Origin of the sequence: Dactylosporangium sp. NPDC000244 (genome assembly GCF_040300725.1) — a bacterium.
GTDB lineage: Bacteria > Actinomycetota > Actinomycetes > Mycobacteriales > Micromonosporaceae > Dactylosporangium.
Genome location: NZ_JBEPEH010000005.1, coordinates 218,100 through 244,389, shown reverse-complemented (window position 1 = coordinate 244,389; position 26,290 = coordinate 218,100). Strand labels below are relative to the sequence as shown.

The window sequence follows — 26,290 nt, the reverse complement described above, 5'->3', positions numbered from 1 at the left end:
GGCACCACCGCCGCCTTCGAATCGGGGTACGCGCGGACCGCGGGCAGGTTCTGTCGGGTGGAGCCACGCCAGGGAGGCCCGCGCGTTCACAGTCCTGGCGGAGGTGGAGACGGATATCAGCCGCAGCGCCACGGTCACGGTGCAGTGGGCCCTCCGGCCTGCCGCCCACCCGTCATGCCGCCGACTGGTGCGGCACCGTCGGGAATGCCCGCGGCGGTGATGCGCCAGTCGGCGGCGTGCCGGCGTTGCTGCCAGAAGGCGGCGAAGCGGCCCTGCGCGGCGAGGAGGTCCTCGACCGTGCCGTCCTCCACGACGCGACCGTCCTCGAGGAAGAGCACCCGGTCGGCGTGGCGGATGCTGGTGAGGCGGTGCGCGACGATGACTCGGGTGCGCGGCACCTGGTCGTTGCCGAGGGCGCGCACGATCGCCGCTTCGTTCTCGGTGTCCAGGGCGCTGGTGGCCTCGTCAACGAGCAGGACCGGCGCCGCCTTGAGCAGGGCGCGGGCGATGCTGACCCGCTGCCGTTCGCCGCCGGACAGGGCGGTGCCGGCCTCGCCGACGGTGGCGCCGTCGCCGTCTGGGCGGCGAGCGGTGAGCTCGTCGACGCGGGCGAGCGCGACGACCTGCGCCAACCGGTCCGGGCCGGCGCCGGGGTCGCCGGCGAGGACGTTCTCCCGGACCGTGCCGTCGAAGAGGTACGGGTGCTGAAACACCACGCTGACCAGGGCGCGCCGTGCCTGCGGGTCGAGGGAGGTGGCGTCGGTGCCGTCGATCAGGACCCGGCCGTCGGTCGGCTCGTGCAGCCCGGCCAGCAGCGCCAGCACGGTGCTCTTGCCCGAGCCCGAGGGGCCGACGATCGCGGTGGTGCTGCCGGGTTCCAGGGTCAGGTCCAGCTCCTGCAGCACCGGCGGGGCGTCGGGCGCGTACCGGAAGCCGACCCGTTCCAGCCGGATGCGCGGAGGCACGGCGGTGATCTGGTCCGTGGCGCCGACGGTCGCCGTGGGCGCGTCGCGGACGGCGCGGATGCGGCGCAGGGCCGTGGTGGTGGCTTCCAGGCCGGGGGTGAGGTCGCCGAGCGTGGTGAAGGGTTCCAGGTACCGCGCGATCACGACGATGAGGGCGATCGCCTCCGGCACGCTGACGTCGCCGTGCGCGGCCAGGACCGTCGTGGTCCCGGCGAGCAGCACGAGGGCGGCCTGGCTGGCGACGCTGAACAGAATCTGTCCGGGGATCTGCAGGAGCAGCAGCCGGACGGTGGCGCTGTGCTGGGCGGTGAGGGCGGCGCCGACGATGCTGTGCGCCGGTTCGGCCCGCCGAGCGGCGCGCAGAGCCGGCTGGGTGCGGGCGAACTCGACGATCCGTTCGGTGAGCGTGGTGTTGCTGTCGGCGGCGGTGCGGTCGGCGGCCCGGCCGATGCGCCCGCCGGCCCAGAACGCGCCGAGCAGCAGCGGCACGCCGGCGAGGGCGGCCAGCCCCAGCGGTGCGGAGACCGGTACCAGGGCGACGGCGATCGCGATCGGGAACAGCACGGCGCCGAGGACCGGCGTGACGAGGTAGATGACGAGGCCGACGAGATCGGGGCCGGTCGCGGCGAGCGCCTGCCGGGCGGTGGCGGTGTGCTCGGCGGTGAACCAGGTCAGGCGGATGCGGGCGAGCCGGTCGGCGACGTCGTGCTGGGTGTGCTCGAGCAGGGCGAAGCCGAGGTCGACGCCGATCCGGCCGGCGTACGCGTCGACGACCCAGCCGGCGGTGGTGACGGCGGCCAGCGCCGCCAGCCACGGCCAGGCGTCGCCCGGGTCGGCGCTGAACAGCGCGCCGACGATCGGCACCAGCAGCACGGCGGCGGCGGCGCGCAGGAGCACGCTGAGGACGGTGAGGGCGGCGTGCCCGGCGACGCGGCGGCGCCGGTCGGCGGGTAGCAGCCGCAGCAGGGTCCGAATCACAGGGTCGCCTCCTCGGGCGTGGCGGCGCGGGCCTCGTCGGCGGTCCACAGCCGGTGGTAGCGGCCGCCCGCGGCGAGCAGTTCGTCGTGGGTGCCGGTTTCGGCGACGCGTCCCTCGTCGAGCACGACGATGCGGTCGGCGCCGGTGACGGTGTGCAGGCGGTGCGCGATGACCACGACGGTCCGGCCGGCGGTGAGCCGGTTGAGTGCCTGCTGGACGTGGTACTCCGATTCGGGGTCGGCGAACGCCGTCGCCTCGTCGAGCACGAGGACTGGGGTGTCGGCGAGCAGCGCCCGGGCGATCGTGAGGCGTTGCCGCTCGCCGCCGGAGACGGCGGCGTCGGGTCCGAGGACGGTGTCGTAGCCGCCGGCCATGCGCGTGATCCGGTCGTGGATGTGCGCGGCGCGGGCAGCCGTCTCGACCTGCTCCCGGGTCGCCGCCGGGACGGCGAGGGCGATGTTGTCGTGGACGGTGCCGTGCACGAGCTGCGTGTGCTGGAACACGAACCCTACCTGCTCGTACAGTTCGTCGGCGGTCAGGTCGCGCAGGTCGCGCCCGCCGATGCGGATCGCGCCGTCGCTGACGTCGTGGAAGCGGGCCAGCAGCGCGGCAAGGGTCGACTTGCCGGAGCCGGACGGACCCACCAGTGCCGTCACGGTGCCCGGCCGCAGCACCAGCGACACGTCCTGGATGACCGCAACGCCGTCTCGGTAGGCGAAGCTGACGCGGTCGAACACCACCGTGCCGGGCTCGTGCGGCTCGCCCGCGCCGCGCGGGTCCCGCACCGAGAGCTCGGGTTCGTCGAGGGTGTTCTGGATGCGACGGGCCGCCAGCAGACCGTTGCGCAGGCCGCTGAGGCCGTACCCGATGCCGAGCAGTCGCGCGCCGAAGCCGGTGCCGAGCAGCAGGAACGGCAGCAGCTGCACCGGCTCCAGGGTCCCGACGGTGACCAGCCAGGTGCCGATGGCGGTGATGAGCAGCAGGAACGTCGCCGGGCGGGTGGTCAGGTCCATCGCCGTCTTCTTGCCGGTGAACGGTCGCTGCCAGTCGTTGAGGAAGCCGATGTATTCCTCGAGCCGGGCCCGGAACGTGGAGGCCGTCGCGCCGCCGAAGACGCGGATCACCGGCTGGCCTTCCAGGTAGGCGCCAGCGTCGCCGTTCATCCGCTCGGCCCAGCGCAGCGCCTGCGCGGTGCGGGGACCGGACTGCACGATCATGATCCACATCGTGACGAGGTATACGAGCACCGGCAGGAGCAGTGCAAGGGCCATGCGCCAGTCGACGGTGAACAGGTAGGTCAGCACGGCGACCGGCGCGACGACGGCCGCGACGGCGTCGGGGACGGCGTGCGTGACCAGGTAGTGCAGGGCGAGAGTGTCGTCCTGCACTACCTGCTTGACGTGTCCGGAGCCGCGAGCGGTGAACCAGCCCAGCGGCAGCCGGGCGAGTTTGCCGAGCAGCCGGTGGCGCAGCTGCCGGGCGAAGCGGGCGTCGACCGCGTGCAGCCACAGCGTGAGCGCCGAGCCCAACAGCATGCCGGCGCCGAGCAGGCCGAGCGCCCAGCCGCCGACGCTCCACAGCGCCCCGGCCGGCGCGCCGGCCAACATCCGCCGGGCCAGCTCGACGAGCAGCACGAACGGGGCGAGCTGGACGAGCGTGGCGACGGCCTGCAGCACGCCGGCGAGCCATAGGGTCCGCTTGAGCGGCGCCAGCAGCCGGCCGCCGGCTTGCGCCCGCCACGCCCCGCGCACCGGCGCCGCCGACGGTTCAGGTGCCGGTGACGGTGCCGGCACCGGCTCGGGTGGTTCGGTAGAGCGGCGCTTGCCGAATGCGCGGCCGTGGTACCAGTACGCCTGCGCGTACACCTCCGACTTGGGGAACCCGAACTCGTCGCGGAGCCGGACCCGCAGGTGTTTGAGCGAGCCGGACTCGGGGCCCGCCCACACGTACCAGTCCGACCAGTCCCGGGCCTCGATCGCGGCGGCGAGGGACGTCTCGCCCTGCCGCGGCACCCAGTGCGTGCGCAGCCGCGGGTGGCCGGCGAGGGGGATCAGCCGGTCGGCGTCGTCGTGCTGTTCGAGGTACAACTCGACGGGGATCTCGTCGGGGACCGTGCTCAGGATGCCGTTGACCGCGGGGATCGAGGCGGAGTCGGCGACCAGCAGGTAGCCGGCCGGCGGCTCCTGCGGCACTTCGAACCGCGAGGAGCCGAGCGAGGACACCGCGATCTGCCATCCCGGCTCGGCGCGCTGTGCCCACGCCGACGCGGGACCGGCCGGTTCGTGCAGCACCATGTCGATGGTGAACTCGCCGGTAGCGGTGTCTGCCGACGCGATCGTGTACGCCCGCTGATGTTCGGCCTCGCCGCCGTCCGGGTCGGGGAACCAGAACCGTAGCCACGCCGTGGGTTCCGCGACCGCGTCCTGGAACAGGGTCGGCGAGCTGAGCCGTACCCGGATGAAGTGGGGAGCGATCGCTTCCTTGCCGATGACGGTGGCCTGGTGGTCGCGGGCCCCGAAACCGCGCATCAGCGCGCCCTGAAACCCGCGCTTGGCCATCACAACTCCTTCTGAGTGCTGGAGAGGTCCGCGATGATCTCCGCGACGGGCCGTCCGGGCGGCGCGGCAAGCAGCAGGCCGCGGATGGCGCCGGTCAGCACGAGGCGTACGTAGTCGCCGCGTTGCATCTGCGGCAGTGCGAGGTGGGCCGCGCCGAGGTGGTCGTCCACGACGATGCCGGCGATGGCCGCTTCGCGTTCCCGGCCGAGCCCGCCGGCGTCCTCGTACTCGGCGGCCTCGCTGTGCTCCTCGGAGGCGGCCATCGCGATGCTCAGCGACGCGACCGCGCCGCTGAGGACGATTGCCGCTTCGGTGCTGTAGCCGCGCCGGGCGAGTGCTTTGACCTCGTCGGTGAGCACCCGCCGGCCGGCATCACCACGCGGGAACAGAATCTGCAGGTACAGCGCCAGGCCTGGATGCGCCAGGAGGAACTCCCGCAGCTGCATCGCGAACGACAGCAGGTGCGCCTCGACGCCGAGCGCGGGGTCGTCCCGCAGTGCCAGGTCTCCGAGGATGCTCTCGCCGATGAGCCGTTCCAGGCCCCATCGGCCGTCCACGTGCCGGTACAGCGCGGCGGCGGTCACGCCCAGCTCGGCCGCGACCGCCTTCACGCTCAGCGCCCGCATCCCGAGCGCCCGACCGGCCCGCACAATGTCGTTGGAGCCGATGCGCGGCGCCCGCCCACCGATGTTCTTTGCCGTACCAGTCATAGGTTCGCCCAGCGTTATAGGGGGTAACAAAGGGCACCCTAACCTAACCTCCGGGCCTCGGCAATGGCGACCTGCGTGATTCGGTGACCTCTGGTCTCGGTACTCGCTCGCACCGCCGAGCAGCCGCAGATGCCGGCGAACTGCGCGAAGTCGACCGGCTTGCGGAAGAAGTACGCGGCCGGCACCCCGAACTCGCGCAACATGCGCTCCTCGATCCCGGAGCCGGTCAGGACCACCACCACCAGCAGCAGGATGTTGGGAACGGGCGCGTCGCGGAACGCGCCGGTCCGCCGCAGATGGTCCAGCGCCTCGCCGCCGTGACCGATCACCGTGACGGGATTGCGCAGCCGGTGCCCGGGTCCATGTGACGCGGGCCGAACGTCGCTATTCGGCGTCGCCGCATGGGCGGCTCAGGGTGAAGAACACGCGGTCGCGCCGGGCTGGAACTCGCCCAACTGCGCGACACCCGCGACCACCGCACGCCCGGCGACCCGCCGCAGGACCAGCCCGGAAGCCACGGCGACGAGATCGCCACGCGTTCGCCGAGCACGGCCAGCGCAACGTGCAGCGACGGGGCTTCGATCTGCTGTACACCCGGGCCGTGCTCATCCGCTGACGCCCGGCCGCGCGGCGCGCCCGTTCACGGCCGGTGCGGATCACGCCGTCGAGATGTGCGCCGGCGACCGGTTCGCCGGCACCACGTCTCCGCCGTCGAGACGTGGTGCCGACAGGCGCCGCGATGGTCGGGACGGTCAGTCGCGGGCCAGCGCGTAGCCCACGATCGCCGCGGCCGACACGATGATGTGGCCGGGCGCGAGATCCGCCTCGAGGGCGTCGGCACTGGCCGCCGAGTGGCCGCGGTACCAGTGCGCGTTCGGCGAGTCCGAGTCGACATCTTCGACGTGCAGGACCGCGCCGAGGCGCACGCCCGCCTCCTGCGCGTACAGCTCCGCCTTGGCCCGGGCCGCCGCCACCGCGCGACGGCGGGCGTCGGCGCGCAGTTCCCGCTTCGTGCTGACGTCGAAGTCGACCCCCTCGAGCTCGTTGGCCCCGGCCGCAACCACGTCGACGAGCAGCGGCTCGACGTCGTCCAGCCGACGCGACTCAACTGCAAAGGCGGCTTGGCATTGGTACCCGACGGGCCGATGCGCCCCATCGATGTACTCCGTCGCCGTCCGGAGGTCCAGCCGCGACGACTGCACCTCCCCGTCCGCGACCCCGTGCTCGCGCAACGCCCCCCGCACCGCCCGGACCGCGCCGCGCGTCTCGGCGAACGCGCCCGCCGGAGTCTGCTCGACCCGCACGATCTTGAACCGGATCCGCACCAGGTCCGGCATGGCCTTCACGCTCGCCGCCCCGTAGGCGGTGATCCCCCATGGACGCTCAACCATCTGCATGCGGCGATGCTAGACACGCGCCCCGAAACGGATGGACCCCTCCGCTGAGGTCAGGCTACGGCGTTCAGGGTGAGCATGAGGCGGCTCAGGCGGGACGGCTCGGCATCGGCGCCGGCATCGCAAGCCAGTTAGCGGCCTCAGGCTGGGATATCGCCTTCACCTTCTGGACCGCCACAACGCCGGGACCCGCCCCGTGACTACCCGGCCGGGAGCGGCCAGAGCCTGGCGGTGTGGTCGTTGGCGGCGGTGGCGAGCGTCCGGCCGTCCGGGCTGAACTCCACCGAGCTCACCGTGTCGCTGTGGCCCTCGAGGTCGCCGATGCGGGCCGGCGCGGCCGGATCCGCCATGCTCCACAGCGTGACCGTGCGCCAGCTGCTGAGCGCCATCGTCCGGCCGTTGGGGCTGAAGGCCAAGGCCCCCACCGAGAACCTCGGCCGGGGAAGGGTGGTGCTGAGTTGGGGCGCGGCCGGATCGGTCACATTCCAGACGATGATCGTGACGCTGTCGCCGACGGTGACGAGGGTTCTGCCGTCCGGGCTGAATCGCACGGCCCGCACCCCTTCCTTGAAGGCGGGGAGGGTGGCGATGCGCTTGAGGCCGGCCGTGTCGTTGAGGCTCCACAGCGCGACCGAGTTGTCGTGTTCGGCGGTGGCGAGGGTCTTGCCGTCCGGGCTGAACACCGCGGCCGTCCTGTCGCGGAGGTCGTCGCCGGGGAGAGTGGCGATGCGTTTCGGGGCGGCCGGATCCGCCATGCTCCACAACACCACCGTGTGGTCGCCGCCGGAGGTGACCATGGTCTTGCCGTCCGGGCTGAACTCGATCGCATACATCCACCACTTGTGGTTGAGCGTGGCGATGCGCCTGGGCACGGCCGGGTCGGTCATGTCCCACACGATGACCGCGGCGCCGCGGCCGTCCGTCGCCATGATCCGGCCGTCCGGGCTGTACGCGATCAGCTCGACCGAGTCCTGCTCATCGGCGGTGGCGATGCGCTTGGGTGCGGCCGGGCTGCTCACGTCCCACACCATGATCCCGTCTTTGAGGCCGGCGGTGGTCATGGTCCTGCGGTCCGGGCTGAACGCCACCGCCGTCACCTGGCCCGTGTGGCCCTGGAGCGTGGCGAACGGGCTCGCGGTGACCGTGGCCGACGCGGCCGTGGACCGCACCAGGCCGGAGGACTTGACGGCCGGGGACCTGTTCAGCATGACGATCACCACCGCGGCGGCCAGGACCGCGGCGAGTACCGCGACAGGCAGACGCCACCGGTGGGCAGCCGCCGGTGTCTGAGGGGCCGGAGGGCGAATCGCCGTCACCGGAGCCGGCTGCGGCGACGGCACGTGCAGGGTCCCGCCGGCGACGATCAGCTCCGGCTGCTCGATCACCATCGGCGCAACGCCCAGCGCGCGGTGCAGCAGCGTGCCGGCCAGCGACATGCGGCTGGCCCCGCCGACCAGGAACACCGCGGCGACGTCCTCGGTCCCGATACCCGCGTTGCGCACGGCGAGGCCAGTCGCGTCGACGGTGCGGTCCAGCAGCGGCCGGGCCAGATCGTCCAGCTGCTCCCGGCCCACGACCGCGTCCAGATCCAGGATCGGCGCGAAGATCGTCGTCGAGGAGGCCCGCGACAGCTCCTCCTTGCCGGTCCGCACGTCGTCCCAGAACGCGCGGGAGGCCCGCCGGTCATCGGGGGTGCTCGGGGAGGTGAGCCGGCCCCAGGCCGCCGGGTCGCGCCCGCCGTGGACGGCCCCGAGATGCGCCACGATCGCCGCGTCGACATCCAGCCCGCCGGTGTCCGGCAGGCCCTGCGCCGCCAGCACCTCGAACCCGTCGGCGTTCCTGCGTACCACCGACGCGTCGAACGTGCCCGCCCCGAAGTCGTACACCACGATGCACTTCCCGGCCGGGATCGCCTGCCCCAGAACGTGCACGAAGTAGGCCGCGGCGGCGACCGGCTCGGCCACGAGTACCGGTGCCGGCAGCCCCGCGACGGCGGCGGCCTCGGCCAGGGTCTGCCGCCGGTGCGCGCCCCAGCCCGCCGGATGGGTCAGCACCAGCCGGTCGACCCCGGCCCCGGCGACCCGGACCGCCTCGTCCCGCACCCGGCCCAGCACCGCCCCGATGAGCTCCGGCACGGGTACTTCCCGCTCGCCGAGCAGCACCTGCCCGTCGTCGATCCGCGCCTTCGGGTGCGGCTCGAACGCCTCCGGACGGCTGCGCGCCGCCCGCACGGCGTCCCGGCCCACGATGAGCGCGCCGTCCGGGCCGAAGCAGACCGCCGACGGCAGCAGCGGCGTCTCCCCGAACAGCAGCGGTACCGCCCGCCCGCCGTCCAGCCCGACCACCGCCACAGTCGACGAGGTCCCGAAATCGACGCCCAACGTAATCACGAGACCTGTCGTACCACGCTGACCTCAAAACTCCGTATACGTGGCCGCACCCGGCCATCTCAAGGGGCGAACCACCTTCGGATGCCATGCTGTCCGCTGCGCGACGACCCGGCCCACGACACGGTCCGGCACCTGCTGTCCTTCGGCCTGCAGCTGCGCTCGTTCGTGCTGGAGCGCCCCGGGCCGGCGGTGTACCTGCAGACCCTGTTCCCCCGCGGCGAGGGCGGCCTCAGGCTGCTCGTGGCCGAGAAGGAGGCCCTCGAGCGGGCGCGGGTACGGCGCCGACGCGGCGATCGTGCTCTGCTCCGCCGTCGCCCTGCTCGCGATCGGGTACGCCGCCGCCGAGAAGGCCCAGCGCGACCGCGCCGACGGCCTCGACGACGCACGGGGCGATGCGCTCGCGGCGACCCTCGCCGATGAGCGCCTCACGCAAGCCCACCAGGCGCTGCCCGTCGTGGACGCCGACGATTCGGGCCGCGTCGGCGCGATTCGGGCCGCGTTGGCGGCGGCCGGGCGGCTCATCGGCCCGGTCGCGCCGACGGCCAGCTTGACCACCGCGAACGTCACAACCATCAGCAGCACCTGCGTGGCGATGACCCGGAACAGGTCCTCGCGGGGGTGGCGGGCCGAGACCGACGTGAAGGCGGCGAACGCGCCGACGCCAACCATGACGGTCGCCACGTCGGGCCAGAACATGCCGTGCTGGGCGCGGCCCTGCCGGCCGGCGGGAACAGCAGCAGGGCGACGACCAGCATCACCATGCCGACGACGGCGGCGACCAGGGCCACGCCGTGCTCGCCGAGGCCCTGCCCGGGGGCGCGGACGACGAACGGCAGGTGCGCGGCGTACCCCACCCCCCACACGGCGCCGACCATCCGGGCCGTGCACCAGAACGGCCGGCGCGGGTCCCCCACCGGCAGGCGGCGCACGATCCGCCCGGTACAGGTGTGGAACAGCGCCAGGTTGGCCACCACGACGCACCAGCTGACGATCGCGGCGGCCCGAAAACCAAGGACGCCGGTCGCGTCGAGCACCACGACCGCCACCTCGGCACCGCCCGCCGCGGCCACGACGGGCCACCACCGCGGGCGGCCCGCCGGCGCGTCTGCGAGGGCATACCCGTCGCATCGGCCGCCGGCCCGGACAACTGAGCCGCGCTACACCTTCTGCACACGCGTGGAGTCGACACCCACCGCCGCCCCGTCGACGTCGACGGGCAGCACGCGCGGCAGGGGCCGGCCCTCGCGGTCGAGCAGGGTCGAGTGGGGCTCGTCGTCGCCGAAGGCGTGGCGTTCGCCCCACTGTCGCAGCGTGACGATCACCGCGAACAGGTCACGGCCCGCGTCGCTGAGTGCGTACCGCTTGCGCCGGCCGGATGGCGCGTCGACCTGGACGAGCACGCCGCCGGTGACGAGCTTGCGGAGCCGGTCGCTGAGGATATTGCGGGCGATGCCGGTGCGCTGCTGGAAGTCCGTGAAGGAGCCGGCCCCGTCCATCGCGTCCCGGATGACGAGCAGGCTCCACCGGTCGCCGATCAGGTCGGCCGCCCGCGCGACCGGGCAGTCCGGATCGGTCCACGTCATGCCACGCCCCCTTGAGTTGCAGATTGCAACCATTCTGCCCTACGGTCGATTCAGTAGCAAACTGCAACCGATTGGAGTGGTACCTGTGACAGGGCGCACGAGGCTGCTGCTGGCCGTCATCTGCGGCGTCGCGGTGGCGAGCGTGTACGCGGGCCAGCCGGTGCTCGGCCCGTGGGGCGGGACCTCGGCGTGCCCGCGGCCGCGGTGGGGTGGTTCGTCGCGATCGCGCAGCTGGGCTACCTGGCCGGCCTGGTGCTACTGGTGCCGCTGGGGGACCTGCTGGATCGGCGGCGCCTGATCGCGCTGCACCTCCTGCTGCTCGCCGGGGGCCTGACGGCGGCCGCGGCCGCGCCGTCCGGCTGGGTCGCGCTCTGCGGGCTCGCGGTCGCGGGGGTCTTCGCCGTGGTGGTGCAGACGACGGTCGCGTACACGGCCTCGCTGTCCGGGCCGTCGGAGCGCGGCCGCAACCTCGGGATCGTGACCTCGGGGGTGGTGATCGGCATCCTCGGCTCACGTCTGCTCGCCGGGCTGCTCGCCGACGTCTGGGGCTGGCGCGGCATCTACTTCGTGCTGGCCGTCCTGGCCGCCGGCCTCGGACCGGTCTCGCTGCGGCTACTGCCCGCCGAGGGGCGATCCGCGGCACCCCGGTACGGCAACGTGCTGCGCGCCTTCATCGGCCGGTTCGCCGAGCCGGTGTTCCTCGGCCGCGGCCTCATCGCCTTCTTCCTGTTCGCGTCCTTCGGGACACTGTGGAGCGGCATGGCGTTGCCGCTGTCCGGGGCGCCGTGGCACCTGAGCGAGGCGCAGATCGGGCTGTTCGGCATCGCCGGACTCGCCGGCGCAGCCGGCGCGGCCCGCACCGGACGCTGGGCCGACGCCGGCCATGCGAACCGGGTGACCGGTATCGCGCTGGCGGTCCTGCTCGCCTCGTGGGCCGCGATCGGGCAGCTGCCCCGGTCGCTGCCGCTGCTGGTGCTCGGCGTGATCGTGCTCGACTTCGCCGTGCAGGCCGTCCACGTCAGCAACCAGCACATCCTGACCACCGTGCACGCCGACCGCGTCTCCACGACCATCGGCGCATACATGGTCTTCTACTCGCTCGGCTCCGCGACCGGAGCCGCCGCCACCACCGCCGTCTACGGCACCGCCGGGTGGACCGGTTCGGCCCTGCTCGGCGCCGCCTTCGCCCTGGCCGGCCTGCTCACGCCCGCCGCGCACGCCCGTCCCGGAGATCGCCCGCCTGGTGCTCATCGCCGGGGAGGGTCTCGCGCTGGTGTACCTGGCCCATCGCGACGCCGCCGCCGCCGAGGCCGACCTGGTCACGATCCGCACCGCGCTCCAAGGAATGGCCTGACGTCATGCGCATCCTCTGCCTGGGCGACAGCATCACCAAGGGACAGCTCGGCGTCGACTACGTGGCCATGCTCCGGGAACGGATCGATGCCGAGTGCATCCAGGACGGCGTCAACGGCGACCTGGCGTACAACCTCCTGCAGCGCCTGGACGCCGCCATCGCGCACCGCCCCGACGTGGTGACGGTGCTGATCGGGACGAACGATGCGCGCGCGGCCATCGATCCGCAGCAGGCGCGGGCCGCGATGCGCAGAAAGCGACTGCCGGAAAAGCCGACCCTGCAGTGGTACCGGCGGAATCTCAGCGAAATCGTGACGCGCCTGCGCGACGGGACGGGCGCGCGGATCGGCTTGCTGTCGCTGCCCGCGCTCGGCCAGGCGCCGCCGGAGCAGCAGGCGACCGTGTACAGCGGCGTGGTACGGGAGGTCGCGGCCGAGCTCGGCGTCGCGTACGTGCCGCTGCTGGAACGACAGCTCGCCGACCTGGGGCAGGCCCGGCCGCGGCCGTACGGCGACGCGAGCCGCCTGCGCAACCGGGCCGTCCTGCAGCGGCTGATCCTGCGCCGCTCGTGGGACGACATCTCCCGGCGCAACGGACTCGAGCTCACGACCGACCTGTCCACCAGAACAGCCGCGGGGCCCGGCACATCGCCGACGCGATCGCGGAGTTCGTCAACTCACCGCGCTAGGTGGGCAGCACGGCGACCGCGCCGTACGGCCGGGCCGTGCGCAGCTGCACGAGCCCGGCCACCGCGATGCCGGCGTTGGCGACGACGAAGAACGCGATGTTGACCACGACGGCACACCAGCTGGCCACCGCCACACCGGCAGCCGCCCGGGCGGCCTGAGCGCCGCCCGGGCCGGACGCCCGGGCGTCAACCGGACGTGCTGGCCGCCGCCATCTCCAGGGCGATGTCGACCAGCATGTCCTCCTGCCCGCCGACGAGGCGGCGCCGGCCCGCCTCCAGCAGCAGGCTGCGCGGGTCCACGCCGTACGTCGTCGCCGCCGCCTCCGCGTGGCGCAGGAAGCTCGAGTACACCCCGGCGAACCCCAGCGTGAGCGTCTCGCGGTCCACGCGCACCGGCCGGTCCTGCAGCGGCCGCACGAGGTCGTCGGCCGCGTCCTGCAGCGCCAGCAGGTCGCAGCCGGTGTCCCAGCCCCGCAGCGCGGCGACGGCGACGAACGGCTCGATGGGGCAGTTGCCGGCGCCGGCGCCCTGGCCGGCCAGGGAGGCGTCGACGCGGTACACCCCCTCCTCCACCGCGGCGACGGAGTTCGCGACCGACAGGGACAGGTTCTCGTGCGCGTGGATGCCGATCTGCGTGCCGGCGCCGAGCACCTCCCGGTAGGCCCGGACCCGGGCCCGCACGTCCTCGGTGGTCAGCCGGCCGGCCGAGTCGGTGATGTAGACGCAGTGCGCGCCGTAGGACTCCATCAGCCGGGCCTGGGCGGCCAGCTCGGCCGGCTCCAGCATGTGGCTCATCATGAGGAAGCCGGAGACGTCCATCCCGAGGTCGCGGGCCGCGGCGATGTGCTGGGCGGCGACGTCGGCCTCGGTGCAGTGCGTCGCGACCCGCACCGAGGTGACCCCGCGGGCGTGGGCCTCGCGCAGTTCGGCGACGGTACCGACGCCGGGCAGCAGCAGCGTGGTGATCACGGCCCGGGACGCGGCGGCGACGGCGGCGTCGATCCACTCCCAGTCGGTGTGGCTGCCGGGGCCGTAGGTGAGGCTCGACCCGGCGAGCCCGTCGCCGTGGGTCACCTCGATCGCGGCCACGCCGGCACGGTCCAGCGCGCCGACGATCGCGCCGACCCGTTGCGGGCTGATGCGGTGGCGGATGGCGTGCATCCCGTCCCGCAGGGTCACGTCCTGCAGGTACATCCCGGTCACGCCGCCACCCCCAGCGCGATGCGCTCGGCGACCCGCATCGCGGCCGAGGTCATGATGTCGAGGTTGCCGGCGTAGGCGGGCAGGTAGTGCGCCGCCCCCTCGACCTCCAGGAACACGCTGACCTTCCAGGCGGCCCCGTCGGGGGCGAGCAGCCGCACCTCGCCGGGGTCGACCGGGGTGAACTGCACCGCCTGCTTGAGCCGGTACCCCGGCACGTACGCGGCGACATCGGCGACCATCCGCTCGACCGACGCGCGGATCGCGTCGTGGTCGGCCTCGCCGATGAGGCACAGCACGGTGTCGCGCATGATGAGCGGCGGCTCGGCCGGGTTGAGGATGATGATCGCCTTGCCGCGGCGGGCGCCGCCGACCGACTCCAGCGCGTGCGCGGTGGTCTCGGTGAACTCGTCGATGTTGGCCCGGGTACCGGGGCCGGCCGAGCGCGACGCGACGGTGGCCACGATCTCCGCGTAGGCGACCGGCGTGACCCGCGAGACGGCCGCGACGATGGGCACGGTCGCCTGACCCCCGCAGGTCACCATGTTGATGTTCGGCGCGGCGAGGTGCTGCTCGAGGTTGACCGGCGGGATCACGAACGGGCCCAGCGCCGCCGGGGTCAGATCGACGATCCGGCGGTTGTACGGGGCCAGCGCCGCCGCGTTCACGAGGTGCGCGGCGGCGCTCGTCGCGTCGAGCACGATCTCGACCGCACCGAACTCGGGCATCCGGATCAGGCCGTCGACCCCCTCGGAGGTGGTGGCCACGCCCATCCGGCGGGCGCGGGCCAGGCCGTCGGAATCGGGGTCGATGCCGACCATGGCCGCCACCTCCAGCGGTCCCCCGGCGCGCTTGATCTTGATCATCAGGTCGGTGCCGATGTTGCCCGATCCGATGATCGCTACGTGGTGAGCCATCTCAGCCTTTCTTCGTGAACGTCGCGGCCACGCGGCCGAGCGGGCCGATCTCGGCCTCGATCCGGTCGCCGTCGCCGACGGCGACCATGGGCCCGAGGGCGCCGGAGAGCACGATGTCGCCGCGGCGCAGCGGCGCTTGCAGTTCGAGCGCGGTGCGGGCCAGCCAGCCCAGGGCGTTGAGCGGGTCGCCGAGGCAGGCCCGGCCGTCGCCCTCGCTGGCCAGGGCCCCGTTGTGGTACATCCGCATCGGCACGTCGGCCGGCGTGAACTCGTCCAGCCGCAGCCGGACGTCGCCGAGCACGAACACGCCGCTGGAGGCGTTGTCGGCCACGGTGTCGGTGATGCCGATGCGCCACTGCGCGATCCGGCTGTCCACGACCTCGATCGCGGCGACGGCGTACCCCACCGCCGCCGCCACGGCCACCGGGTCCGCGTCGGCGATGTCGTCGGCGAGCACGAAGGCGACCTCCGCCTCGGCCTTCGGCTGCAGAAGACGCTCCAGCGGTACCGCCGGCCCGCATTGCATGTCGTCGAAGAGCACCCCGAAGTCGGGCCGGTCGACGCCGATCTGCCGCTGCACGGCCGCGGACGTCAGGCCGATCTTCCGCCCGACGATCCGCGCGCCGCCGGCCAGCCGCCGGGCGGTGAGGATCGACTGCACGGCGTAGGCGGTAGCGATGTCGGTGCCACCGATGAGGTCGGCGACCGGCGCGCACGCCACCCCGGTGCGCGCCGCCGCCTCGAGCCGGTCGGCCGCCGCGACGACCGGGTTCACGCGGCGACCGCCAGGTGCTCCAGGAGGATGCGGTGGAAGGCGTCCGGCTGCTCCCACTGCGGCCAGTGCCCGGCCCGGTCGATGAGCGCGAAGCGGCCGTGCGGCAGCCGCTCGGCCATCTCCAGGCCGGCCGCGGCGGGCCCCGACGGGTCGTCGCTGGTCCACACCACGACGGTCGGCGCCGTGACGGCCGCGAGCTCGGCGGGCGTGATGAGGTTGCGCCGGCGCACCTCCGGGTCCTGCAGGCAGAGCAGGTGCCGCATCGACGCGGCGAAGCCGGGCTGCGCGTAGAGGGCCTGGCGGATCGCGACGAGCTCGTCGGTCACCGATGCCGGATCGGCCATGAGCCAGGCGAGCCGGGCCCGGATGCGCTGCTCGGTGGGGTCGTCGGCGGCCTCCTGGCTGAGTGTGCGGATGCGCGCCATGACCTCGGGGGTGGCCATGGTACCGCCAGGCGTGTTCAGCACCAGCCGGTCGACCCGGCCGGGATGGGCCGCCGCGAACTTCACGGCGACCCAGCCCCCGAGCGACTCGCCGCTGAGGTGGGCCCGCTCGATGCCGAGCGCGTCGAGCAGGCCCAGCAGGTGCGCGGTGTAGTCGGCGAGCTCGAGATCCCGCGCGGCGAGCGTGGTCCCTCCGTGCCCCGGCAGGTCGTAGGCGACGACCCGGAAGTGTTCGGCGAGCGCCGGCACGTTGCGGGCGTACGCCTCGAGGTGCCCGCCGGTTCCGTGCAGCAGCACGAGCGGCCGCCCTGTGCCGGCCTCCAGCACGCGGGTCGACCAGGGGCCGACCGGCACGGTGTGCATGCGGAAGCCGGCCGGGACGCGCAGCGCGAGCTCGGTCCAGAGCGTCACGTCAGGAGCCCACCTGGTACTGGCCGTTGACCTGGGCCGCGGACGGGATGAACGGGAAGTCGTCCGGCGTCGGGGTCGGCGTGTGCTTGTCGGCGGAGTAGGTGAACTGCCGCTCGGTGAGCCAGTACCCGTCCTCGACCTTGAGGTTGTAGACGGCCTTGACGAGCGAGCCGGGCAGGTCGGCGAGGGCGCCGTCCTGGGCCGCGGCGGCCGCGATCAGGCGCAGCTCGTCCCAGGCCAGCGACGGCGTGGAGAGGCTGTTCTGGATCGGCTGGCCGCCGGAGTAGCGGGTGATGAAGTCCTTGAACACCGGCGACTGCTGGGCGTCGGGCACCGCGACCTCGACCTTGAAGACGAGGATCTCCAGGTTCTTGTTGGCCTCCGGCGAGCCGTACTTGAACGGGCCGCCGGCCGTGAGCGACATGCCGCTGCCGGCGATCGTCGGGATCGTCACCGCGCCGGTCTGCACGCGGGCCTGCAGCAGCCGCGTCGCGGCGTCGCCGGTCGTGTCGAGGTACACCACGTCGGGCTTGGCGTCGAGCATGCGGCGGTAGGAGACGGACAGGTCGATGTCGGTCGGGACGAACTCGAAGTTCTGCACCTCGATGCCGCTGCCCTCCAGCTGCGACTTGACGGCGGAGACGACGCCCTTGCCGTATTCGTCCTGCGACACCAGCAGCCCCAGCCGCTTGGCGCCCTTGGCCTCCAGGTGCTTGCGCAGCCCGGTCAGCTGGGCCGCGCTGCTGGGCACGCTCTGGAAGTGGTACGGGTACTTCTGCGGGTCGTTGAGCAGCGGGCTGGCCCCGAACGCGATCGACACGATCTTGCTGCGGGTCAGCAGCGGTACCATCGCCAGGGCTTCGGCACTTGTGCCGCTGGGGATCACCACGTCGGGCAGGTTCTTGCCGGACAGCTCCTCCTGCAGCAGGCTGACCGCCTTGCGCGCGTCGCCCTGCGAGTCCTTGACCTTGACCACGACGTTGCGGCCCTTGACGCCGCCGTGCTCGTTGATGGATTTGGCGGCGGCGTCCAGCGCCTTGGTGGTGGCGGCGACGGTGGTCGCGGCGGGGCCGGTGACGCCGCCGATGAACAGGACGGTGAAGTCCTTGCTGCCGGCGCCGGCGTCGCTGTCCTTGCCGCAGCCGGCGGCGAGCAGGGTGAGGGCGGCGCCGGCGGCGAGGAAGCCGCGGCGGGTGAGGGATAACGGCATGGCAGTGCCTCTTTCGTCGGTTGGGGGTGTCATGCGATCTCCTCGGCCATGTAGGCCCGGCGGATCGCCTCGCGGAGGCCGGTGTCGGTGGCGTTGCCGGAGTGGACGGTGCGGCCGAGGTTGAGCACCACGACCCGGTCGGCGGCGGCGAGCGCGAACTCCACCGCCTGCTCGACCAGCAGGATGGCCAGCCCGCGGGCCCGCAGGTCGCGGATCACGTCGAGGACCTGGCCGACGATCGCGGGCGCGAGGCCCGCGGAGGGTTCGTCGAGCAGCAGGACGCGCGGGTCGGCGACGAGCGCCTGCGCGATGGCGAGCATCTGTTGCTGGCCGCCGCTGAGCTGGGCGGCGCGCAGCTTGCGCCGCTCGGCCAGCAGCGGGAACCGTTCGTACATCTGGGCTGTGAGCTCGCGCCCGCGGGCCGTGCTGCGTCCGGCGTAGGTGCCCAGGAGCAGGTTCTCCTCGACGGTGCGGGAGCGGAAGATCCGCTTGCCCTCCTGGACGTAGGCGATGCCGGCCCGGGCCCGGCGGTAGGCCGGCAGGGCGGCCAGGTCGGTGCCGTCGAGCGTGGCGGCGCCCGACGTGATCTTGTTGAGGCCGGCGACGGCCCGCAGGGTGGTGGTCTTGCCGGCGCCGTTGCGCCCGAGCAGGGCGGTGACCGAGCCGGCGTCGACCTCCAGGGTGGCGTCGGTGACGACCCGCAGATCGCCGTAGCCGCACGCGACCTGGCGCAGTTCGAGCGTGCTCACGCCGTCCTCCCGGAGATCTGCGTGCCGGTGATGGCCCCGCCTTCGCCGAGGTAGGTGCGCACGACGGTGGCGTCGGCGGCGACCTCGGCCGGGGTACCGACGGCGAGCACCCGCCCTTCGGCGAGCACGACGACGCTGTCGGCGACGGCCTTGACGAGGGAGAAGTTGTGCTCGACGAGCACCACCGTGATCCCGGCGGCGCGCATCTTCTGCAGCACCCGCACGAGCCCCCGGATGTCGTCCTCGTCGAGCCCGGACGCGACCTCGTCGAGCAGCACGAGCGCGCTGCCGCCGGCGATCGCCCGGCCCAGTTCGAGCATCCGGCGGGTGCCCAGGGCCAGGTCGGCTGCGGGCGTGCCGGCGTGCCGGTCGAGGCCGAGGGCCCGCATGATCTCCTGGCTGCTGCGGCGCTCCTCGGCCAGCGCCCGCCAGTGCCGGGGCAGCCGCAGCGCCGTGGCCAGCAGCGAGACGGGGTGGCTGCCGAGCCGGCCGGTGACGATGGTGTCCTGCACGGTCAGCCCCTGCGGGATCAGCGGCGTCTGGAAGGTGCGCCCGACGCCGCACCGGGCGACGCGGTGCGCCGGCAGCCCGGAGATGACCCGCTCGCCGAGCATGACGGTGCCGGCATCGGGGGTGTAGTACCCGGAGATCAGGTTCATGGTCGTGGTCTTGCCGGAGCCGTTCGGCCCGACGATCGCGGTGATCCGGCCCGGGTGCGCCTCGAACGAGACGTCGTCGACGGCGAGGTTGCCGCCGAAGCTCCGGCTCACGCCGGAGACCACCAGCGGCTGCCCCTCGACGGCCGGCAGGTCCACGAGCGCCTCGCCGGCCTCGGCAGCAGGCGGTGGCGCGCCCCCACGCACCCGCCGCCACAGCCGCTGGGCCAGCCCGGCCAGGCCGTTGCGCAGCAGCAGCCCGCCGACGACCAGGAACACGCCGTAGGCCACCAGGGCGTAGTCGTTGAAGAAGGTGATGCGCAGCGGGCCGACCTGCATGATGGCCGCGCCGACGAGCGCGCCGTAGACGCTGGTCGGCCCGCCCAGGATGCCGGCGGCCAGGATGATGATCGACAGCTCCAGGCCGAAGGTCAGCGGCGACAGGTAGGCGTCGACGTAGGCGGCGAAGCAGCCGGCGATCCCGGCCGGCACGGCCCCGATGGCGTACGCGGCCAGCTTCGTGCCGTGCGGCGAGGTGCCGACCGCGGCGGCGAGGATCGGACTCTGCTTGAGCACGAGCAGCCGTGCGCCGTGCCGGGAGACCGCGATGTTGCGGAACACGAGGAACCACAGCGCGGTGACGGCGATGACGACGACGTAGAAGGACGGGCCGTCGAGCTCGACGCCGAACACCGCCGGTGCCGGGATACCGATCATGCCCTCGTAGCCGCCGAGGCGGTCGCCGAACGCGGTGACGATCGACGGGATGAGCAGCACCACGAAGAACGAGGTGATGGCCAGCGTCCAGCCGCCGAGGCGCAGGCCCGGCAGTCCGGTGACCACGCCGACGAGGACCGCGACCGCGACCGCGGCGGCCAGCGCGACGAGCAGGTCGTTGAGGACCTCGGTGGCCAGGTACCCGGTCACGTAGGCGCCGGCCGCGTAGATCGGCACCTGGGCCAGGGCCAGTTCGCCGGCGTAGCCGAGGGTCAGGTTCAGCCCGCTCACCACCAGGGCGAGGATCGCCACGAGCGTGACGAGGCGCAGCGTGGCGCCGCTCGCGCCCAGCCACGGCAGGGCGGCGAACGCCCCGACCGCGACGATCCACGCGCCGGCCAGGGGCCGGACCGCCGTTGCGCGCGTCATACCGCCCTCACCTTCCGGTCGCCGAAGAGCCCCTGCGGCAGGGCCAGCAGCACGATCGCGAACACGACGAAGACGACGATGTCGCGGTACAGCGGGCCGATGTAGCGGGCCCCGAACGCCTCGACCAGCCCGATGCCGAGGGCGGCGACGAGCACCCCGCGGTGACTGCCGACCCCGCCGAGTACCAGCACGACGAAGCCCTTGACCGCGAGCACCAGCGCGAGCGACGTCGCCGCGAAGGTCTTGGCCACCAGCAGCGGCCCGAGCAGCCCGCCGGCCGCCGAGGCGACCGCGAAGCCCCACATCGACAGGCCGGCGACGTTGATGCCGCGCAGCTGGGCCGCCTCGCGGTCGTCGGTCTGGGCCAGCGCGGCCAGCCCGACCCGGGTGCGGTGGGTGACCCAGTGCAGGCCGGCGGCGAGCGCGACGGCGACGCCGACGATGATGAGGTCGATCGGCTGGGCCCGGCCGCCGAGCACCTTGACGGTGCCCTCCGGCCCGAAGAACGGCACGCGCAGCGCGTCGGTGCCGAACAGCAGCGCGACGACGCCGGTGATGACGGTGGCGACGCCGATCATCGTGACGAGCTCGGCGCTGCCGCTGGTGTTGCGCAGCGGCCGGATCGCGAACCGCTCCTCGACCAGGCCGACGACGCCGGCCAGCACGAAGGCGATGAGGAAGACCACCGGTACGGGCAGTCCCCCGATGCTGTGCGCCCAGTAGGCGACGAACATCCCGGCGACCATGAGGTTGGCGTGCGCGAAGTTGAGCACGCCCGAGGCCAGGAAGGTCACGTTGTACCCGAGCGCGACCATCGCGTAGATCGCGCCCGTGGTCAGCCCGGCGATAATCTCGGTCATGACGGTTCTCCAGTCGGTGCGGGCGCGCCGAGGCTGCCCGTGCGGTGCGGCAGCCGGCCGGTGGCGACGCCGGCCAGGTAGCCGCCGTCGGCCCAGATCACCTGGCCGCTGACGTAGCTCGCGTCGGTGCTGCCCAGGAACGCGAGGACGGCCGCCTGCTCCCCGGGCTCGGCGAGGCGGCCGAGCGGCTTCGGGATGGCGTCCAGGAACGCCTCGCCGCGCGCGGCGCGGGACGCGTCGAGGATGGGGGTGGCGGTCAGGCCGGGGGCGACGCAGTTGATGCGGATGCTCCGCCCGGCCAGGGCAACGGCGGAATGCAGCGTGTACCAGACGATGGCGTCCTTCGACACGGCGTACCCGGTGCCGATGTCCGCCGAGTGCTCGCGGCACCAGCGGGTCGCCTCGTCCCGGTCCCGGGTGGCCAGCAGCCCGGCGACGAGCTCGCGGCGCTCCAGGTAGTGCGAGGCGGCGATCGACGCGGTGGTGACGATCGCGGCGCCGGCCGTCATCCGGGGCAGCAGCAGCTCCGTCAGCTCCCGCGTGCCGACGAAGTTGACGCCGACGACGCGGGCGGGGTCGATCGCCCCGGACAGGCCGGCGACGTTGAACAGCGCGTCGACCGGGCCGCCGATCTCCTCGGCGGCGGCGCGGATCGAGGCCGAGTCGTTCAGGTCCGCGGCGACGAACCGGGCCGGCGGGGCCTCGGCCGGGCGGATGTCCACGCCGATCACCTCGGCGCCGCGCTCGTGCAAAAGGTGGGCGAGGGCGGCCCCGATGCCCGACGCGCAGCCGGTGACGACGACCCGCTCGCCGCGGTAGCCGGTCACGACGCGGCCTCGGCGTGCGTCAGGTCGTTCGCCAAGTCGTTGGCCGCGATGTAGGCGAAGGTCATCGCCGGGCCGAGGGTGGCCCCGGCGCCGGCGTAGCTGCGGCCCATGATGGTGGCCGAGGCGTTGCCGGTGGCGTAGAGGCCGGAGATCGCGCTGCCGTCCGGCCGCAGCGCCCGGGCCCGCTCGTCGGTGCGCACGCCGCCGTTGGTGCCGAGGTCGGACAGGATCAGCTTGAAGGCGTAGTACGGGCCGGGGCCGAGCGGGCGCAGGTTGGGCACCGGCAGTGTGACGTCGGCGTAGTACCGGTCGTAGACGCTCTCGCCGCGGTGGAAGTCCTCGTCGCGGCCGGCCGCGGCCAGGGTGTTGTACCGCTCGGCGGTGCGCCGCAGCCCTTCGGCGGGCACGGCCATCCCGGCGGCGAGCTCGTCGAGGGTGCGCCCGGTGACGACCGAGCCCGACGCGAGCCAGCTCGCCGGCAGCTTGCGCCCGGTCGGCACCGGCGCGAACGGGATGCGCGGCAGCGGCAGATGGCCGAAGACGATGTACCGCCGCCAGCACCAGTCGTCGGTGACGAGCCACGACGGGATGTGGCCGCCGGCGATCATCGCGTGGCCGAAGTCCTCGTAGGGCGCGGCCTCGTTGATGAACCGCTCGCCGGCGCCGTTGACGATGAACTGGGCGGGCATCATCCGCTCGTTGAGGCTGAACTGCACGCGGTGCTCGCTCCAGGCGACCGCCGGGTACCACCAGGCGTTGTCCATCAGCTCGGTGCCGGCCCCGGCGGCCGCGGCGGCGGTGATGCCGTCGCCGGTGTTGGCGGTGGCGCCGAGGCTCAGCCGGTGGTCGGCGAACGGCTGGTGGGTGCGGCGCAGCCCCGGATCGTGGTCGAAGCCGCCGGAGGCGAGGATGACCCCGCGCCGGGCCCGCACCCGGGTGACGGCGTCGCCGCGGCGCACCTCGGCCCCCACGACCTGGCCCTCGTCGCCGGTGACGAGCGCGGTCATCGGCGAGTCCAGCCACAGCTGCAGCTCGCGCTCGCGGAAGGCGAGCATGAGCCGGGCCATGAGGGCCTGGCCCATGGTCACGTACCGCTCGCCGAGCAGCCGGGCCCGCGCCATGCGCCACAGCAGCCGCAGGAAGACCCGCTTGCCGGTCCAGCTCTGGCGCAGCCGGTAGAAGTCGACGAGCTCGTTCGGGCCGATCCAGAACCCGCTCGGGGCGACCGCGTGCGGCGGCAGCAGCAGCGCCGCGTCCTCGCCGAGGGTGCGCAGGTCGATCGGCGGGATGTTGATGACGCTGCCCTCGGCGGAGCCGCCGGGCGCCTCCGGGTAGTAGTCGGGGTAGCCGGGCTTCCAGACGAAGCGCAGGTGCCGGCTGGCGCCCTCGAGGAAGGCCAGCATCGGCGCGGCGTGCTCGAGGTAGGCCCGCAGCCGGGCCTCGGCCACCGCTCCCCCGGTGATCGTGCGCAGGTAGGTCAGCACCGCGTCCGGGTCCAGGTCGACCCCGGCCCGCTGCTGGGCCGGCGCGCCGGGCACCCACAGGCCACCGCCCGACAGGGCGCTGGAGCCGCCGAAGTGGCCGGCCTTCTCCACCACGAGCGTGGAGAGCCCGCGGGCGTGGGCGGTGAGGGCGGCGGTGAGGCCGCCGGCGCCGGAGCCGACGACGAGGACGTCGACGGTGTGCTGGAAGTCCGGTTGGTCATGCGGCACGGTCGGCCACCTCCACGCGGGGCTGGTCGTTGAGGGCCAGGGCGGACGCGAGCCGCCGCGACACGTCGGAGGCCTGCTGCGCGATCGACGCGGCGGCGACGCAGCGGTCGGGCCGCAGGAACACGACCGACTCGGGGTGGCCGTCGAACCACGACTTGAGTCGGCCGAGGTCGCCGACGACGAGGACCTCCGGCGGGAACGCGGTCCGGCCCAGCTGCGCCGCCGGCACGATCGCGACGAGGCGGGCGCCGAGCCCGCGCCAGATGCCCAGCGCGTCGTCGTCGAGGATCGCGGTGGGGTCGTTGTTCCAGCACAGCACCGCGAACCAGGTGCCGATCGCGTCGTCGAGCAGCGCGGGGCCGTCTTCCGTCTGCACCTGCGGCTGGATGAAGAGGCGGCCGACCGGTGAGCGGTCGCCGCCGATCGGCACGATGGCGCCGCGCTCGTACCGCGGCATGGGTTTGAACCGCATCTCCACGATGTAGCGCTTCAGCGAGGGCAGCAGGGACGCGGCGCCGGCGATCCGGTCGCGCAGCCAGGCCAGCGGGCGGCTGCGGATCGAGATGATGCGCCCGACCGTCGTGGAAAGGTCGATCATCGCCTTGGCATGGCCGCGGCGCTCCGCGTCGTAGGTGCCGAGGAGGTCCTCGCGGCAGGCGCCGGAGACGACCGCGGCGAGCTTCCAGCCGAGGTTGGCCGCGTCGCGGATGCCGCTGTTGTACCCCTGCCCCTGCCACACCGGCATGAGGTGCGCGGCGTCGCCGGCGATGAGCACGCGGCCCTGCACGAACGTTCCGGCGATGCGGGAGTGGTGGGTGTACACCCGGTGCCGGATGATGTGCGCCTCGGCGGGCCGCGGGACGAACGGGGCGAGCAGCCGGTGCAGGAACTCGGGCCGCTCGACCTCCTCGTCGGACTCGTCGGCCATCACCATGAACTCGAAGCGGCGGATGCCGTGCGCGATGGAGATCGACGCGAACGGCCGGGCCGGGTCGGCGCCCACGTAGCTGTTGGGTGAGCCCAGCGGGTCGTGCTCGATGTCGACGACGACCCACCGGGTGGCCGAGGTGGTGCCCTCGAACGTGGTGCCGAGCAGCTGGCGGGTGGCGCTGCGGCCGCCGTCGCAGCCGACGAGGTACCGCGCCCGCACCTCCCGCGCCGAGCCGTCGCCCTCGCGCAGCCGGACCGTGACCGCGTCGGCGCCGGTCTCGTAGGTCTCCATCCGGGTCTGCCAGGCCAGCTCGACCGACGGGTGCCGGCCGAGCCCGCCGAGGAGCTCGGCGTCGACGAGCGGCTGGACGAACCCGCTGCGCTTGGGCCAGCCGAAGTCGGTGCCGCTCGGGGCGATCTCGGCGAGCACCCGGCCCTTGCCGTTGACGAAGCGCAGGATCTGGTTCGGGATCGTGTGCCGCTGGACCTGGGCGATCAGCCCGATCGACTGGAACGTGCGCAGCGACTCGTCGTCGATGCCGACGCCCCGCGGGTAGTCGATCAGCGCGGCCCGCTCGTCCACGACGAGCACGCCGATGCCGCGCGCGCCAAGGATGTTGGCGAGGGTCAGCCCGACGGGCCCGGCGCCGACGACGACGACGTCGAAGTGGTCGCGGGGGGCGGCGGTGGGGGTCTCGTGCATCTTCACCTCGTGTATTTATCGCACAGGCGGTTGCGATAGTCGCACACTAACGAGCCGTGCGAACCGCGTCAACAAGCCGGAGGGCCCGGCCGCCGCGGCGCGCCGGGCCCGTAACGGCCGCCGTCTATCGAGGCCGGGCGGTCGTGGTGGCGAACCCGGCGAACCACTCCGGGATCGCGCGGTAGTAGCTGGACTGCACGTCGTAGGGGCCCTGCGCGGCCAGCGCGGCGTAGGCGGCGATCCACGTGCGCACCTCGTGCGCCGAGTGACCTCCCTCCGCCACGAACCAGTCGTTGTCGTGCCCGTCGATCGCGGCGAAGTCACCGGCCGCGAGCGAGCGCAGCACCAGGGCGTCCCACTCGGGGTTCAGCGGGCGGTACGGCCCCTCGCCGCGCGCGAAGTCGGCGGCCGCGGCGACCGTGCGGCCCTCGCGCTGGGCCCGCTGCTCCCGGGTGGGGTTACGGCCGTGCTTGAGCCGCTCGACGACCTCCGGGGGCGCCTCGGCCAGCCGCGGCACCGGCGGGTCGTGCGAGAGCCCGCCCGAGCCGACCACGAGCACACGGCGGTCCAGCCGGCCGGCCGCCGCCCCCACCGCCGCGCCGAGCCGCCGGGCCCGCACCGCCGGCCCGAGGGGCTCGGCGACGCAGTTGATGAAGACCGGCACGACCGGCACCGCGTCGATCGCGCCGAACAGGAACGTCATCGGCTGCACGAGGCCGTGGTCGACCTGCATGTCCTCGGAGACGGCGACGTCGACCCCGGCGGCCAGCGCCGCCCCGGCCAGGGCGTAGGCGGCGGCGCGGTCGACGTCCAGCGGCCCGGCCGGCAGGCCGTAGTCGCCGACCGACGTCGCGGCGGCCCCGACGCAGAACGACGGCATCATGTCGTACAGGAAGCCGTTGTAGTGATCCGGCGCGAACACGACCACGAGTTGCGGGTCGAACTCGGCGACGAAGGCCCGGGCCCGGGCGAGGACCGCGTCCACCTCGGCCCGCACGGCCGGCGGCGGGTCGTGCAGGCCGATCAGCGGGGAATGCGATGTCGTACACAGTGCCACTGTCATGGCATACTCCCGATCTGATACCGTTATTTACACGGCGCTGCTCGCTATGTGGGCGCAGCGTACGCAGCC

23 protein-coding genes are annotated in these 26,290 nt (G+C 73.5%); 2 read left to right on the top strand and 21 right to left on the bottom strand.

Annotation, left to right across the window (positions count from 1 at the left end; genetic code table 11):
- Nucleotides 1-134 precede the first annotated feature (134 nt).
- The 9 genes from ABT369_RS09440 to ABT369_RS09400 all read right to left on the bottom strand — a co-directional run bounded on the left by ABT369_RS09440 (nt 135) and on the right by ABT369_RS09400 (nt 10,578).
- A complete protein-coding gene (locus ABT369_RS09440; RefSeq protein WP_350611250.1) occupies nt 135-1,943 on the bottom strand; it encodes an ABC transporter ATP-binding protein in 1,809 nt (602 codons plus the stop codon).
- Nucleotides 1,940-4,501, bottom strand: a complete 2,562-nt coding sequence (locus tag ABT369_RS09435; RefSeq protein ID WP_350611249.1) for an ABC transporter ATP-binding protein/permease — start codon at nt 4,499-4,501, stop codon at nt 1,940-1,942. Before ABT369_RS09435 ends, ABT369_RS09440 begins: the two co-directional genes overlap by 4 nt.
- Nucleotides 4,501-5,211, bottom strand: coding sequence for a TetR/AcrR family transcriptional regulator (locus ABT369_RS09430; protein ID WP_350611248.1), 711 nt, complete (start codon nt 5,209-5,211; stop codon nt 4,501-4,503). The genes ABT369_RS09435 and ABT369_RS09430 overlap by 1 nt, the downstream gene beginning before the upstream one ends.
- 38 nt (nt 5,212-5,249) lie before the next feature.
- Nucleotides 5,250-5,540: a hypothetical protein gene (locus tag ABT369_RS09425; RefSeq protein WP_350611247.1), complete on the bottom strand. Its 291-nt coding sequence runs from the start codon at nt 5,538-5,540 to the stop codon at nt 5,250-5,252.
- Between the two features lie 423 nt (nt 5,541-5,963).
- Complete coding sequence (locus ABT369_RS09420) at nt 5,964-6,608, bottom strand: SIMPL domain-containing protein (protein WP_350611246.1); 645 nt, start codon at nt 6,606-6,608, stop codon at nt 5,964-5,966.
- A 197-nt stretch (nt 6,609-6,805) separates the two neighbouring features.
- Nucleotides 6,806-8,995 carry an Hsp70 family protein gene (locus ABT369_RS09415; protein WP_350611245.1) on the bottom strand — a complete coding sequence of 730 codons (2,190 nt, stop codon included), beginning with the start codon at nt 8,993-8,995 and terminating at the stop codon, nt 6,806-6,808.
- 24 nt (nt 8,996-9,019) lie between these two features.
- Nucleotides 9,020-9,676, bottom strand: a complete 657-nt coding sequence (locus tag ABT369_RS09410; RefSeq protein ID WP_350611244.1) for a hypothetical protein — start codon at nt 9,674-9,676, stop codon at nt 9,020-9,022.
- Nucleotides 9,568-10,065, bottom strand: a complete 498-nt coding sequence (locus ABT369_RS09405) for a hypothetical protein (RefSeq protein ID WP_350611243.1) — start codon at nt 10,063-10,065, stop codon at nt 9,568-9,570. The genes ABT369_RS09410 and ABT369_RS09405 overlap by 109 nt, the downstream gene beginning before the upstream one ends.
- An 87-nt stretch (nt 10,066-10,152) precedes the next feature.
- Nucleotides 10,153-10,578 carry a winged helix-turn-helix transcriptional regulator gene (locus tag ABT369_RS09400; RefSeq protein WP_350611242.1) on the bottom strand — a complete coding sequence of 142 codons (426 nt, stop codon included), beginning with the start codon at nt 10,576-10,578 and terminating at the stop codon, nt 10,153-10,155.
- A 171-nt stretch (nt 10,579-10,749) separates the two neighbouring features.
- Here ABT369_RS09400 and ABT369_RS09395 point away from each other — a divergent pair, with 171 nt between their 5' ends.
- Both ABT369_RS09395 and ABT369_RS09390 read left to right on the top strand, forming a co-directional pair.
- Nucleotides 10,750-12,114 (top strand): MFS transporter, encoded by a 1,365-nt coding sequence (locus tag ABT369_RS09395; RefSeq protein ID WP_350611241.1) that lies wholly within the window; start codon nt 10,750-10,752, stop codon nt 12,112-12,114.
- On the top strand, nt 12,000-12,722 hold the full coding sequence (locus ABT369_RS09390; protein WP_350611240.1) for an SGNH/GDSL hydrolase family protein: 723 nt from the start codon (nt 12,000-12,002) through the stop codon (nt 12,720-12,722). The genes ABT369_RS09395 and ABT369_RS09390 overlap by 115 nt, the downstream gene beginning before the upstream one ends.
- An 83-nt stretch (nt 12,723-12,805) precedes the next feature.
- On the opposite strand, the gene dmpG is transcribed toward ABT369_RS09390, so the two are convergent.
- From dmpG to ABT369_RS09330, 12 genes are all read right to left on the bottom strand, one after another.
- On the bottom strand, nt 12,806-13,822 hold the full coding sequence (gene dmpG / locus ABT369_RS09385) for a 4-hydroxy-2-oxovalerate aldolase (RefSeq protein ID WP_350611239.1): 1,017 nt from the start codon (nt 13,820-13,822) through the stop codon (nt 12,806-12,808).
- The gene (locus ABT369_RS09380) at nt 13,819-14,736 is read right to left on the bottom strand and encodes an acetaldehyde dehydrogenase (acetylating) (RefSeq protein ID WP_350611238.1); all 918 of its coding nucleotides are present in this window, start codon (nt 14,734-14,736) and stop codon (nt 13,819-13,821) included. The genes dmpG and ABT369_RS09380 overlap by 4 nt, the downstream gene beginning before the upstream one ends.
- Nucleotide 14,737: 1 nt before the next feature.
- Nucleotides 14,738-15,511 (bottom strand): 2-keto-4-pentenoate hydratase, encoded by a 774-nt coding sequence (locus ABT369_RS09375; protein WP_350611237.1) that lies wholly within the window; start codon nt 15,509-15,511, stop codon nt 14,738-14,740.
- The gene (locus ABT369_RS09370) at nt 15,508-16,365 is read right to left on the bottom strand and encodes an alpha/beta fold hydrolase (protein WP_350611236.1); all 858 of its coding nucleotides are present in this window, start codon (nt 16,363-16,365) and stop codon (nt 15,508-15,510) included. The genes ABT369_RS09375 and ABT369_RS09370 overlap by 4 nt, the downstream gene beginning before the upstream one ends.
- Nucleotide 16,366: 1 nt before the next feature.
- A complete protein-coding gene (locus tag ABT369_RS09365; RefSeq protein WP_350611235.1) occupies nt 16,367-17,575 on the bottom strand; it encodes an ABC transporter substrate-binding protein in 1,209 nt (402 codons plus the stop codon).
- Between the two features lie 29 nt (nt 17,576-17,604).
- Nucleotides 17,605-18,324, bottom strand: a complete 720-nt coding sequence (locus tag ABT369_RS09360; RefSeq protein WP_350611234.1) for an ABC transporter ATP-binding protein — start codon at nt 18,322-18,324, stop codon at nt 17,605-17,607.
- Complete coding sequence (locus tag ABT369_RS09355) at nt 18,321-20,126, bottom strand: branched-chain amino acid ABC transporter ATP-binding protein/permease (RefSeq protein ID WP_350611233.1); 1,806 nt, start codon at nt 20,124-20,126, stop codon at nt 18,321-18,323. The genes ABT369_RS09360 and ABT369_RS09355 overlap by 4 nt, the downstream gene beginning before the upstream one ends.
- On the bottom strand, nt 20,123-20,986 hold the full coding sequence (locus ABT369_RS09350) for a branched-chain amino acid ABC transporter permease (protein ID WP_350611232.1): 864 nt from the start codon (nt 20,984-20,986) through the stop codon (nt 20,123-20,125). Before ABT369_RS09350 ends, ABT369_RS09355 begins: the two co-directional genes overlap by 4 nt.
- Entirely contained in the window at nt 20,983-21,813 is an 831-nt protein-coding gene (locus tag ABT369_RS09345) for a coniferyl-alcohol dehydrogenase (protein ID WP_350611231.1), read from the bottom strand. The genes ABT369_RS09350 and ABT369_RS09345 overlap by 4 nt, the downstream gene beginning before the upstream one ends.
- Entirely contained in the window at nt 21,810-23,525 is a 1,716-nt protein-coding gene (locus ABT369_RS09340) for an FAD-binding protein (RefSeq protein ID WP_350611230.1), read from the bottom strand. The genes ABT369_RS09345 and ABT369_RS09340 overlap by 4 nt, the downstream gene beginning before the upstream one ends.
- Complete coding sequence (locus tag ABT369_RS09335; protein ID WP_350611347.1) at nt 23,515-25,158, bottom strand: bifunctional 3-(3-hydroxy-phenyl)propionate/3-hydroxycinnamic acid hydroxylase; 1,644 nt, start codon at nt 25,156-25,158, stop codon at nt 23,515-23,517. Before ABT369_RS09335 ends, ABT369_RS09340 begins: the two co-directional genes overlap by 11 nt.
- Nucleotides 25,159-25,282: 124 nt before the next feature.
- A complete protein-coding gene (locus ABT369_RS09330) occupies nt 25,283-26,221 on the bottom strand; it encodes a 3-carboxyethylcatechol 2,3-dioxygenase (protein WP_350611229.1) in 939 nt (312 codons plus the stop codon).
- Nucleotides 26,222-26,290 lie beyond the last annotated feature (69 nt).